This window comes from Nocardioides sp. WJ219, from assembly GCF_058559815.1.
The window spans coordinates 604226-617659 of the sequence record NZ_JBZUJV010000001.1; the positions used below are offsets into that span (position 1 = coordinate 604226).

At 74.2% G+C, this 13434-nt stretch carries 5 protein-coding genes; all 5 read left to right on the top strand.

What is annotated here, in order from left to right:
• The first annotated feature begins 42 nt into the window (after positions 1–42).
• The gene (locus AC4MBH_RS02955; RefSeq protein ID WP_491792841.1) at positions 43–6282 is read left to right on the top strand and encodes an Ig-like domain-containing protein; all 6240 of its coding nucleotides are present in this window, start codon (positions 43–45) and stop codon (positions 6280–6282) included.
• A gap of 71 nt (positions 6283–6353) precedes the next feature.
• Positions 6354–7328: an AAA family ATPase gene (locus AC4MBH_RS02960; RefSeq protein WP_491792842.1), complete on the top strand. Its 975-nt coding sequence runs from the start codon at positions 6354–6356 to the stop codon at positions 7326–7328.
• Positions 7329–7350: 22 nt separating this feature from the next.
• Positions 7351–8541, top strand: coding sequence for a DUF58 domain-containing protein (locus tag AC4MBH_RS02965; protein WP_491792843.1), 1191 nt, complete (start codon positions 7351–7353; stop codon positions 8539–8541).
• Positions 8538–10796: a transglutaminase TgpA family protein gene (locus AC4MBH_RS02970; protein WP_491792844.1), complete on the top strand. Its 2259-nt coding sequence runs from the start codon at positions 8538–8540 to the stop codon at positions 10794–10796. Before AC4MBH_RS02965 ends, AC4MBH_RS02970 begins: the two co-directional genes overlap by 4 nt.
• 65 nt (positions 10797–10861) lie before the next feature.
• On the top strand, positions 10862–13408 hold the full coding sequence (locus AC4MBH_RS02975) for an FHA domain-containing protein (RefSeq protein WP_491792845.1): 2547 nt from the start codon (positions 10862–10864) through the stop codon (positions 13406–13408).
• The last annotated feature ends 26 nt before the right edge of the window (positions 13409–13434 follow it).

Here is a 13434-nt window from a genome sequence, read left to right on the forward strand (position 1 = left end):
GTACGCTTGCCCTCCACCAGACTTGCCACCGAGGGAGGCCTCGTGCCCTTCTCGGGGACGATCCGGCGCCACCGCGTCGCCGTCGCGTCCAACCTGGCCCTCCTGGTGGCCGCCGCCGGGATCGTCGTGGTCGCCACCCAGGCCGACGGCTACCGCAAGCACGACGCGCAGCTGCACGACGGCGGCATCTGGGTGACCAACGGCCGCGACGGCTTCCACGGGCGGATCAACAAGCCGATCGCCCAGCTCGACGGCGTCGCCTTCGCCCAGCAGGACGCCCAGCTCGACGTCGTCCAGGACGGCGCTGCGGTGCTGGGCATCAACGTCTCGGCCGGTGCGATCACCAGCATCGACCCCGGCACGGTCGAGCTGCCCGAGGGCGACACCGCGCAGCTGCCGTCGTCGGCCCAGGTACGGCTGGCGGGCGGCACCGTGGCGGTGCTCGACCCCGCCGAGGGAACCCTGTGGGCACAACGGGTCGACACCCGCCGGGGCCGGCCTCCGATCGCGCCGCTGGACTCCGAGGCCGATCCCACCGCCACCACCGCGGCCGACGCCGGGCTCGCGGTCACCACCGAGGGCGAGGTGCTGGTCGCCTCGGCCGCCGACGACGTGCTCCGCCGGTTCGCGGCCACCGACGGCGGGTTCGGCGCGCCCACCCAGGAGCCGCTCGGGGCCGACCTCGGCGCGGGCACGACGGTCACCGCCGTGGGCGACCGGGCCGTCGTCCTCGACGTCGAGTCGGGCGCGCTGCGGGTCCTCGGCGGGCCCGACGCCGACCTGCCGCCCGGGTCGCAGCTGCAGGTGCCGGGCCCCGAGGCCGACGCGGTGCTCGTCTCGACCCCCGACGCGCTGGTCTCGATCGACCTGGCCTCCGGCGAGGAGACCGAGGTGGTCGAGGGCTCCGGTCGTCCCACGCAGCCGGTCCGCCTGGGGGCGTGCTCCTACGCCGCCTGGTCCGGCGGTTTCGGGGCGGTCGCGACCGCCTGCGAGGGCGCCGACCCGCGGGTCTCCGACCTCGGCACCGAGACCACCGACCTGGTGTTCCGGGTCAACCGCGGCGAGATCGTGCTCAACGACCGCGCCAGCGGCGCGGTGTGGAACATCGACTCCGACCAGCCGACCCGCCTGGACAACTGGGACGCCTTCCAGCTCAAGCCGTCGAAGAAGGACGACGACAACGAGAACGAGAACGAGGACCAGGGCGACCGGCGTCCGCCGCAGGCCAAGGACGACGACCTCGGTGCCCGGGTCGGCCGCACCTCGGTGCTGCACCCGCTCGACAACGACACCGCTCCCGCCGGGCGGCTGCTGGCCATCGCCGGCGTCGACACCTCCGGCACCGACGCCGAGGTCACGATCAGCCCCGACGGCCAGACGGTGCAGATCGCGATGCCGGCCCAGGCCGGCCCCACGTCGTTCGACTACACCATCGACGACGGCCGCAGCGGGCTGAGCGACACCGCGACGGTCCGGGTCACCCCGCGCGGCGACGGTGCCGACGCCTCCCCCCACCTGCGCGAGGGGTTCGAGGACCGCAGCTGGATCGTGCCGTCCGGCGGCACCCTCGACATCCCGGTGCTGCCCGACTGGCGCGACAAGCAGGACGGCGACCCGCTCTCCCTCGAGTCGGCCACCGCGGTCGACGGCGACGGCACGGGCGCCGTGGCGCGCACGACGTCGGCGGGCCGGGTGCGGTTCACCGCGCCCGCACGCCCCGGCCCGGTCACCATCGAGTACGCCGTCACCGACGGCATCGGCGACCCGGTCGACTCCGAGATCCGGGTCCAGGTCCAGCGCCGCGACGACCGGCTGGCCCACCCCGGCACCGCCGAGCCCGACGTGGTCTCCGGCGAGGCCGGCAAGACCGTGACGATCCGCCCGCTGGGCAACGACCTGCCCGGCTCCGACCCCGTCAACCCGACCGCGGTCGCCGAGCTGGCCGGCAAGGTCGCCCAGGTCGGCGGCGCGGAGGTCAGGACCGACCTGGTCGACGGCACGATCAGCTTCACCGCCGAGCAGCCGCGCACCTACTTCCTCGACTACGACCTGCGCTACGGCAACGCGCCCTTCGACGCCGGCCGGATCCGGGTCGACGTCGAGGCACCGGACAAGCCCCCCAAGGCGCCGGTGGCGATGCCCGACAGCCTGACGCTGCACGGCCAGGCGGCCACGCTGGTCGACGTCGTGGCCAACGACATCGACCCGGCCGGCGGGATCCTGGTGGTGCAGGGCGCCACCGCCGACCGCGACAACCAGCTCGACGTCGCGGTCGTCGAGGGCCGGTGGCTGCGGATCGCGGCCCGCCAGGGCCAGCTCTCGCCCAACCCCCAGCTGGTCCGCTACACGATCAGCAACGGCAGCCGCACCGGCGTGCGCGGCGAGGTCGTGGTGACCTGGCGCCCGCCGCCCGCCGACAACACCCCGGTCACCGAGACCGACCGGGTCGTCGTCCGTGCCGGGGGAGCGGTGTCGGTGCCGGTCCTCGACAACGACTACAGCCCCGCCGGCGACGAGCTCGACCTGGTCGCCCACGTCCCCGACCAGGACGCCGGCGTCCTCGAGGTCCGGCCGCCCGGCGACGACGGGGAGCTGCCAACCGGACAGGCGTTCGTCACCGACCGGTTCGTGCGCTACGTCGCCCCCGAGGGGCTCGACGACGCCGAGACCTTCACGATCCGCTACCTCGCCGCCAACGCCGAGGGCGACCGCGCGCCCGGCACCCTCGAGGTGCAGGTGGTGCCCGCCGAGCGCCGCAACGAGCCGCCCGAGCCTCCGGTGCTCGAGGGGCGCGCGGTGGCCGGCGACACGATCAAGCTGCGACTGCCCGGCTCCGGGGTCGACCCCGACGGCGACCCGGTGACGCTCACGGGGATCGGCTCGGCGCCCACGCTCGGCCGGATCGTCCGCTACGGCGCGACCTCGCTGGTCTACCAGGCCTACCCCGGCAGCGTCGGCACCGACGAGTTCGGCTACACCGTCACCGACGGCCTGGGCGCGCAGGCCTCCGGCACGGTCCGGGTGGCCGTCACCGCGCCGGGCACGCCGCAGCCGCCGCTCGCCGTCGCCGACACGCTGACCACCGAGCCCGGCCGCGCGGCGCGGATCGACGTCCTCGCCAACGACCACGTGGCCGCCGGCGACCGGGTCGAGCTGGGCTTGGCCGTGCCGGTCGACGGCGTCCGCCTCGAGACGCCCCAGGGCCCGCTGGTGGTCGAGGCGCCCACGGGTGACACCCGTCGCAACGTCGAGGTCGTCTACACCGTCAGCAACGGCATCGACTCCTCCCAGGCCACCGCGACGCTGCGGCTCGCCACGCCGTACAACAACCCCCCGGTCGTCTTCGACGCCTACGGCACGCCCGCCGTCGCCGGGTCCGTCGACGCGACGGCGGTCGACGGCGGCGAGGTCGACGGCGAGGGCGACGGGTCGACCGTCACCGTCGACGTGCTCGAGACCGCCTACGACCCCGACGGCCCGCCCGAGGACCTCCGGGTCGTCGAGGTGCTGGCCCCGGCCGGGGTGAGCGCCAGCCGGTCCGGGTCGCGGGTGACCGTCGAGCGCGGCGACCAGCCCCGCGTCGTGCCGTTCCGGGTGCGTGACGCCGACGGCGGTTCCGCGACGGCCTCGATCTACGTGCCGCCGCTCGCCGGTGGGGCGCCGTACGTCGTCCCGGGTGCGGTCATCGAGGTCGACCCGGGCACCACCGAGACGGTCGACCTCACCGACTACGTCGTCGACCCGGCCGGCGGTCGGGTCGAGCTCACGCTGCAGGACCGCATCTCCGGATCGCCGGCGGCCGTCGTGCAGCCACGGATCACCGGCGAGCAGCGGTTCGAGGTCGCCGCCGCCGAGCGCTACAACGGCCCCGGCGCCGTCGTCCTTGAGGTGACCACCGGCGACTCGGTCGACGACCCCGACGGCATCGAGGCGGTGCTCTCGATCCCGGTGCAGGTCGGGGCCGACGACCCGATCCTGCGCTGCCCCACCGAGCCGGTGCGGATCGCCCAGGACCGCAGCCTCGACCTCGACATCGCGTCGCTGTGCCACGTGTGGACCCCCGACCCCGCCGACGCCGACAGCCTGTCGTTCGACGCCGACTGGGACACCTCGGTCGACGGGCTGGCGATCGTCGAGCCGCGCGGGTCCTCGATCAAGGTCAACGCCGAGGGCGGGGCCACGCCCGGCGCCCGCGCCACCCTCCTCGTCTCCTCCGGCGACAGCGACGAGGGGCGGATCGACATCGTGGTGGTCAAGGCCCCGCCGCCGTCGCTGGCGCCGATCCGCCTCGACGACATGGAGGCGGGGGAGCAGCGCACGGTCGACCTCGCGCCCTACCTGCGCGCCGGCGTGGAGAGCCCCGAGCCCACGGTGGTCTCGGTCGATCCGCTGACCGAGCTCGACGTCGAGGCCTCCTACGAGGGGTCGACGGTGCAGCTGCGCACCGGGCCCGAGGTCGACGGGCGCGCCGAGTTCGCGGTCGTGATGAGCGACGTCGCCGACTCCACGGGCCCCGAGCGTCGCGTCGAGGGACGGCTGGTGATCGAGGTGCTCGACGTGCCCGACCGTCCCGTCGCCCCGGTGCCCGGCAACGCCGTGCGCGACCAGGAGGTGCTCCTGACCTGGCCGGCACCCGAGGCCAACGGCGCACCGATCGACCGCTACGAGGTGCGCACCAACGGGACGAGGCGGACCTGCGGCAGCACCACCTGCGAGGTCGGCGGCCTGGTCAACGGCGAGCAGTACCGGTTCGAGGTGCGCGCCCACAACCGGGTCGGCTGGTCGGACTGGAGCTCCCGGTCGGCCGCGGCGGTCCCCGACGCCCGCCCCGGGCTGGTGGGTCCGATCACGATGACCAAGCGGGGCGACGGCTTCCTCACGATCCGGTGGACGCCGCCGACCAACCAGACCTCGAAGATCAAGCAGTACAACGTCTCCTGGACCGGCGGCGGCACCGACACCACCACCCGTCCCGAGCTCACGGTGCCCGGGCTCGACAACAACCAGGCCTACCGCTTCCAGGTCCAGGCCGTGAACCAGACCTTCCCCGGCTCGCCGCGGCCCTCGCAGGAGTTCCAGTCGATCGGCACCCCGGCGACGCCGCGGCCACCGGACGTCACCGAGAACCGCTCGAGCAGCGACGAGACCGTCGTGGTGGTGACCTGGGCGCCGGTCGACCCGCCCAACGGACCAGGCCCGGTGCGCTACACGGTGCTCCGCGACGGGCAGCCCCTGCCGTCGTGCACCAACATCCCGGCGACCCGGTGCGACAACGGCGGCATCCAGTACGACGGCCGCACCTACTCCTACGCCGTCCGCGCCACCAACGAGGGCGGGTCGGGCAAGACGTCGCGGCCGAGCGCGCCGGCGACGTTCACCGCGGTCGGCGACCCCGAACCCTGGGGCGACTACACCGTCACGCCGACCGGTCAGGACAACCAGGCCCGCGTGGACCTGGACGTCCCCGACGCCAACGGCGCCCGGTCGCGGGTGCGGATCTTCGTCGACACCGCCGAGGTCGACTCGTTCGAGGGGGTCGGCCGGCAGTCGCGCACCGTCGGCGTGCCGAACAACGACGGGCCGCACACCGTGACGCTCGACGTGTGCAACGAGAAGGAGCGGTGCGTGCCGTCGGGACCCAAGTCCGTCCAGACCTACGGGCCGCTCAACGACGGCCACGTCATCAGCGTCCAGCCGATCCCGAGCGACGCCGTCGTCAACGGCGTTCCCGACCCGGCCCTGGCGTGGCGCATCACGGTCGACTCCAACGGAGACCCCGCGCAGGTGCGCATCCGCAGCCGTTTCCGGGATCAGACGTTCACCACGACCAGCGTCGACGTGCAGAGCTTCGTGAGCCAGGAGCGCAACATCGGGTACTCGACGACCGAGGACGTCACGGTGACGATCACGGACGCGGCGCCCTCACGTGGCACGGGGACGCGGACGGCGTCCTACAGCACGGGCGCCGCCCCTCAGCCGGACGTCGAGGTCTACCGGCACGAGCGCTGCGGGCCGCGGGGGTCGGCCAACGCCTGCACCAACGACCCCACCGCGCAGGACTGCGTCCACGCCTCGTGCGGACGGATCGGCGTCCGCCTGAGCAACTTCACCCGGTCTGCCACCTGCCGCCTCGACAGCAACGACGGCGGCTACCGGAACACCTACGGGCCGTTCGGCGACGGGAGCCACCGCACCTCGGCCTACTTCGGGTTCCCGAACGGGTGGGTCACCGCGACGTGTGACGGCGTCACCAGTGACCGGTTCGACTGGCCGAACAGCTAGGCCCGACGACCAGGCAGGACGACCAGGCCGTACGACCAGGCCGAACAACGAGACGAAGGACCTCCGCACACGTGACGATCACCCATGAGCAGGCCGCGTGGTTCAGCTCCACGTTCGACCGGCTCACCACCAACATCGAGAAGGCGGTGCTGGGCAAGCGGCACGTCGTCCGGCTGGCGCTGACCTGCCTGCTGTCCGAGGGGCACATGCTCCTCGAGGACTTCCCCGGCACCGGCAAGACGATGCTGGCGCGGGCGCTGGCCAACACGGTGCAGGGCAGCCACGCCCGGATCCAGTTCACCCCCGACCTGCTGCCCTCCGACGTCACCGGTGTCACCGTCTACGACCAGCACCAGGGCTCCTTCGAGTTCCACCCCGGCCCGATCTTCCACACGATCGTGCTGGCCGACGAGATCAACCGCGCCTCGCCCAAGACCCAGTCGGCGCTGCTCGAGGTGATGGAGGAGGGCCGGGTGACCGTCGACGGCCACCCGCACGAGGTCGGCCGGCCGTTCATGGTCATCGCCACCCAGAACCCCATCGAGCAGGCCGGCACCTACCGCCTCCCCGAGGCCCAGCTCGACCGGTTCCTGATGAAGAGCTCGGTCGGCTACCCCGACAAGGCGGCCACCATCGAGCTGCTCGTCAACGCCAAGGTGCGCGACCGCGCCTCGCTGGTCACCCCGGTGATCACCTCCGAGACCATCGCCCAGATGAGCGGCCTGGCCGACGAGGTGTACGTCGACCCCGCCGTCATCGGCTACGTCGCCGAGCTCGCCGAGGAGTCGCGCCGCCAGCCCCACGTCAAGCTCGGGCTCTCCGCCCGCGGCTGCCTGGCGTTCATCCGGGTCGCCAAGACGTGGGCGGCCGCCGAGGGCCGCGACCACGTCGTCCCCGACGACGTCCGCATCCTCGCCGAGCCGGTGCTGTGCCACCGCATCCTGCTCGACGCCGAGGCCCAGTTCACCGGCGTCACGGTCGACACCGTCATCTCCCGGCTGCTCGACGCCGTCGCCCCGCCCACCGACCGCGTCGCTACGGCATGAGCCGGCCGGGGGCGGTGCCGAGGTGATCGAGCGGTTGCGCGCGGCCGCGGGGGTGGTCCGGCCGCTGGGCTGGCTGCTCCTGGGTCTCGGCGTGGTCGCGCTGGTGGCGGCGCGCGAGACCCACTGGCGCGAGCTGGTGGTGCTGGGCGTGACCTGCCTGGTGCTGGTCGCGCTGTGCCTGCCGTTCCTGCTCGGGCGCACCCGGGTCCGGGTCCTGGTGTCGCTCCAGCCGTCGCGCGTGGTCGCGGGCGGGTCGGTGGCCGGCGGCGTCGACGTCACCAACGTCTCGGGACGACGGATGCTGCCGACGCTGCTGGAGCTGCCGGTCGGCGCGGCGGTGCACCGCTACGGCGTACCCGCCCTCGCCGCGGGCGCCACCAACGAGGAGTCCTTCACCGTCCGCACCGACCGCCGCGGGGTGGTCGGGGTCGGGCCGGCGCTGACCCGCCGCGGCGACGCGCTCGGGCTCTTCTCGCGCGACTCGGTGTGGGCCGACCGCCAGGAGATCCTGGTCCGCCCGCCGCTGGTGCCGCTGGAGGAGATGGGCGCGGGGCTGCTGCGCGACCTCGAGGGCGTCGCGACCGACGCGATCTCGCAGAGCGACCTCGCCTTCCACACGCTGCGCGAGTACGTGCCCGGCGACGACCTGCGCCACGTGCACTGGCGCTCCTCGGCCAAGGCGATGGCCGCGGCGGGGGAGTCGCAGCTGCTGGTGCGCCAGTACCTCGACACCCGCCGCAGCCACGCCACCGTCGTCGTCGACGACGAGCCGGCGTCGTGGAGCAGCGAGGACGCCTTCGAGACCGCCATGTCGGCAGCCGCCTCCATCCTGGTGCGCGCGGTCGTCGACGAGTTCGACACGACGTTCGTGTGCGGCGCCTCGGCGTCGTCCGGCATCGACGGCAACGTCGCGCTCGACGCGGTCTGCCGTGCGGTCCCGGGATCGCACGGGCTGGTCGGCTCGGCCCGGCGGGCGCTCGACCTCGCCCCCGACACCAGCCTGCTGTTCCTGTTCAGCGGTCGGGCCGACGCCGGCGCGGGCCTGGAGTCGGTGCTGCGCGCCTCGGCCACCTTCCCGCCCGAGGTACGCCGCCTGGCCCTGCTCGTCGCCGACGGCGCCGAGCCGGGGGTGAGCGAGGTCGGCAGGCTGACCGTGCTGCGGCTCGGCGACAAGGACCAGCTGGCCGGGCTGCTGCGGTGGGCCGTGCGATGAGCCGCTGGAGGCCCACCCGCCCCGCGCTGGTCGACGCCGGGTTCCTGGTCGCGCTGTGCGTCGTCGCGCTGCTGGGACTCTCGACCACCTTCACCGGGATCGGGTTCCTGGTCGTCTCCCTGCTCGGCGTGGGCGCCGGGCTGCTGCTGACCGGTCTGGTGCGGGTGCTGCGCTGGCCGGCCATCGCCGCGGTCACCCTCGCGCTGCCGCTGTGGCTCGGCGTCGGCGCGCTGCTCGGCGGAGCGCTGGGCGACGTCCTCGACCAGGTCGTCGGCGGGTGGAAGGAGCTCCTCACCACGCTCCCGCCGGTCGAGGGCTCCGGCCTGGTGCTGGTGCTGCCCTGGACGCTGGGCCTCGTGGCGGGGTTGCTGGGCGGCCTGACCCGCGACCTCCGCTCGGGTCCGCCCTGGCTGCGCTCGGCGGTGGTGCTGCTCGCGCCGCTGCTGCTGCTGGGCGCGGTGATCCTGCTCGGGGTGACACGCCCGCAGTCGCTGTGGCTGCAGGGCGTCGCGTTCGCGGTGCTGGCCGTCGGGTGGGTCGCGGTGCGCGAGACCCGTCGGCAGCGCCCGGTCGAGGGTGACCGCGCCGGCCAGGTCCGCCGGGCGGCCACCGGTGTCGTGCTGGTCGCGGGGGCCGGGCTCCTCGCGATGCCCGTGACCTCGGCCGCGGTCGGCGGCGACGACGGCCGGGTGGTGCTGCGCACCCAGGTGCTGCCGCCGTTCGACATCGGGCAGTACCCCTCGCCGCTCGCGTCGTTCCGGCGCTACGTCGACGAGAGCCAGGGCGAGGCCGAGCCGAGCCCGCAGAACCTCTACGATGAGACCCTGCTGACCGTCGAGGGGGCACCGGCGGGCACCCGGCTGCGGATCGCCGCCCTCGACGCCTACGACGGCATCGTGTGGGGAGCGGCCGAGGACACCGACCCGGCCACCACCGCCGACGCCTACCAGCGGGTGTCGAGCACGATCGACAACCCCGTCGACGGCCCGGCCGACCGGGTCGACGTCACCGTCACCGTCGGGCCGGGCTACTCCGCCGTCTGGCTGCCGACGATCGGCGCGCTGCAGACCATGGAGTTCGCCGAGGGCGACCCGGAGTCCAAGCGCGAGTCGTGGCGCTACAACCTGGCCTCGGCCACCGCGGTGGTGCCGACCGGCGTCGAGCCCGGCGACGTCTACCGGTTCACGTCGCTGCGGCGCGACGAGGCCGACGACGTCGTCGAGCCGACCGACGCCCCCGCCACCACCGTCAACGACAACTTCTTCGCGGCGTCGTTCCTCGACACCCAGGCCACGCAGTGGTCGGCCGGGGCGTCGGAGCCGATGGAGCGCGTCCTCGCGATCGCCGACTACCTCAAGGCCGAGGGCAAGTACTCCGACGGGGTCGACCAGGCCGAGCGCATCCACCACCCCGGCCACCACGAGAAGCGGCTCGGCGACGAGTTCGCCAGTGCACCCATCCCGGTCGGCAACGACGAGCAGTACGCCGCGATCATGGCGCTGCTGGCCACCAAGGCCGGTGTGCCCGCGCGGGTCGTGATGGGTGCCGTCGTCCCCGACGACGGCGTCGTCCGCGGCGAGGACGTCTCGGCGTGGGTCGAGCTGCAGCTGGTCGACGGGACCTGGCGCACGCTGCCCACCGAGCGGTTCATGGACCTCGACCGGCCGGCCGAGCAGCCGCCGGTCGCCGAGCAGGAGATGAGCGGCACCGTCGTCCCGCCGCCGGCGCCCATCCCCCCGCCGTCCACCCTGGCCGAGCAGAACGACGCCGAGCTCGAGTCCCGCAAGGTCGACCGCGACGACGACGGCGACCCGTCCGCGTCGGGCTCGGGCTGGTGGCGCTGGGTGCTGGTCGGTGCCGGCGGACCGGCGCTGCTGGTCGCGCTCGCCGTCGGCACCATCGCCGGCCTCAAGGCGTGGCGCCGGCGCCGCCGCCGGGCCGCGGCGCGCGCGTCGGCGCGCGTCGTCGGCGGCTGGCGCGAGCTCGTCGACCACGCCCGCGACCTCGGCCAGCCGGTGCCGGTGGGGTCGGGTCTCACGCGCCGCGACCAGGCCCCGCACGTCGAGGCCCCCCACGCCGTCGACCTGGCACGCCGCGCCGACGGCCTGGTCTTCGGCCCCCGCGTCCCCGACGAGGCCGTGGCCGCGCAGTTCTGGGGGCTGGTCGACGCCGAGCGCCGCGCGATGTCCGAGTCCGTGCCGCGGCGTCGCCGGTTGCGCGCGCTCGTCGCGCTCCGGTCGTTCCGTCGCAGCTGAGGACCGGCGCCGCCGGGCGTGCTTGGTCCGCGGCGGGGCGACCGCGCCACTAGGGTGGGCGCGCCATGACTGACGACAGCCGTGCCCGCCTGGTGCTGCAGGACACCCGAGGACTGCGGGAGTTCGACCAGGACCTGGTCGTCGTGGGGCGCGAGCAGACCTGCGACGTCGTGATCAGCGACCCGCGCGCCTCACGGCACCACCTCACGTTCGAGCGCCAGGGCCAGGCCTGGTACGCCGTCGACTCCAGCTCGGGCGGCACCTACGTCGCCGGGCAGCGGGTACAGCGGGTGCCGCTGCACGCCGGCGCCACCGTGCTCGCGCTCGGCGACCCGCACGGCGAGGCGCTGCAGGCCTGGCAGGTCGTGCCGGTCCCGCCCGCCCCGCCCGCCCCGCCGACGCCGCCGACGCCGCCGGCCCTTCCGGTCCTGCCGCCGTACGTGCCCGCGCCCCCGCCGTCCGGGCAGGTCCCCACCGCCCCGCAGCACGGCGGCCCGCCGCCGTACGTGCCCCAGCCACCGCCGTCGTCGGGGCAGGCCCCGGTCGTGGCCCAGCAGGTCGTGCCGCCGGGCCAGCTCGCCCACGGCCAGACGATGGGACCCGCGCACGTCGACCCGGGCCGCTCGCTGACGATCGGCCGCGACCTCAGCAACGCCATCGTGCTCGACGACCCCCTCGTCTCGCGGTTCCACGGCCGTCTCGAGCTCGGCAGTCCCGCGGTCATCCACGACCTCGGCAGCTTCAACGGGATCTTCGTCAACGGCCAGCGGGTCAGCGGCTCGGCGCCGCTGCAGCCGGGCAGCGAGGTGATCCTCGGCAACCAGACCTTCCGCTGGGACGGCGGCCAGCTGGTCTCCTCGGCCACCCAGCACGAGTTCACGCTGTACGCCGACGGCCTCTCGGTCGTGGTCGGCGGCGGCAAGCGGCTGCTCGACAACCTCTCGTGCACCTTCGGCCCGTCGTCGCTGACGGCGGTGATCGGGCCCTCCGGCGCCGGGAAGTCGACGCTGCTCGGTGCGCTGACCGGTCTCCGGCCGGCCACCCACGGCCGCGTGATCTGGCAGGGGCACGACCTCTACGCCCACTACGACCAGCTGCGCTTCCAGATCGGGCTGGTGCCCCAGCAGGACATCCAGCACCCGCAGCTCAAGGTGCGCCAGGCGCTCGGCTACGCCGCCGAGCTGCGACTGCCTCCCGACACCGGGGCGCAGGAGCGGGCCCACCGCGTGCAGACCGTGGCCGGTCAGCTCCAGCTGCAGGAGCGGCTGGAGAACCGGATCGGCAGCCAGCTCTCGGGCGGGCAGAAGAAGCGGGTCTCGATCGCCACCGAGCTGCTCACCGCGCCGCCCCTGCTGTTCCTCGACGAGCCCACCTCGGGCCTCGACCCCGGCCTCGACCTCGAGGTGATGCGGCAGCTGCGCGGCCTCGCCGACGAGGGCCGTGTGGTGGTCGTGGTCACCCACTCGGTGCTCGCCCTCGACGTCTGCGACAACGTCATGGTGCTGGCGCCCGGCGGCCGCGTCGCCTACTTCGGCCCGCCTGCCGGCGTCCTGCAGCACTTCGGGGTCTCGAACTACCCCCAGGTCTTCGACATGCTGGAGAACCCCGACCTCTGGTCGCGGATCGCGCCCCCGCAGCAGTCGGCGGAGACCGGCCGGCTCCAGGCCGTCTCGGCGGCGGTGCCCACGGCGCCGCGGCAGTCGATCGCCAAGCAGCTCTCGACGCTCGTGCGTCGCAACACCGCCGTGGTGGTCGCCGACCGGCTGCTGCTCACCATGCTGCTCGCGCTCCCGCTGGTGCTCGGACTGCTGAGCCGGATCGTGCCCGGCGGCAACGGGCTGTCGCTCGACTCCGCCGGACGGGTCTGTCCGCCGGGCACCGAGGGGCTGCCCCGCGGCGGGTGCCAGCTCCTGCAGGGCCCGCGGGCCGGGGAGGTGGTCGACCGGATCATCGAGCCCGGAGCCGGGGGCGAGCCCACCCAGCGCCTCATCGTGCTGATCGTCGCCGCCTGCCTGATGGGCACCGCGCTGGCGATCCGCGAGCTGGTGGGGGAGCGCCCGATCTTCCGGCGCGAGTACGCCGTCGGGCTGTCCCCGGGGGTCTACTTCGCCAGCAAGATCGTCGTGCTGGGTGTCGCCGCCTTCGTGCAGGGCCTGGCGGTCACGTTCATCGCCACCGTGGGGATGCCGGGTCCCGACGGCCGGCTGGGCGGACTGCGGGTCGCGATCGTGATCGGGCTGCTGGCCACCTCGATGGTCGTCGCCGGGCTGACGCTGTCGGCGGTCGTCACCAGCAACGAGCAGACCATGCCGGCGCTGGTCGGCATGATCATGGTGCAGCTGGTGCTCTCCGGCTCGTTGTTCCAGATCCACGGGCGGGTGCTGCTCGAGCAGGTCGCCTGGCTCTCGCCCTCGCGCTGGGCCTACGCCGCGACCGCCAGCACCATGGGCCTGGACCGCATCGACGACCCGCGCTTCGCCGGGGACGCGATCATCTCCTCCGGCGCGGGCCACTTCCTGCTGGGCGTCTTCATGCTGGTGCTGCTCACCGTGCTCACCACCGCCGCCGGCTACGTCCTGGTGCGTCGCAGCGCTACCTCCGACTCGTTCTGAGCCGACCTGACCTGACCGGGGCCTGC

Bases quoted from the DNA above. Each gene is read 5' to 3' on its own strand.
- AC4MBH_RS02970 (WP_491792844.1), top strand. From the start codon at position 8,538: ATGAGCCGCTGGAGGCCCACCCGCCCCGCGCTGGTCGACGCCGGGTTC.
- AC4MBH_RS02975 (WP_491792845.1), top strand. From the start codon at position 10,862: ATGACTGACGACAGCCGTGCCCGCCTGGTGCTGCAGGACACCCGAGGA.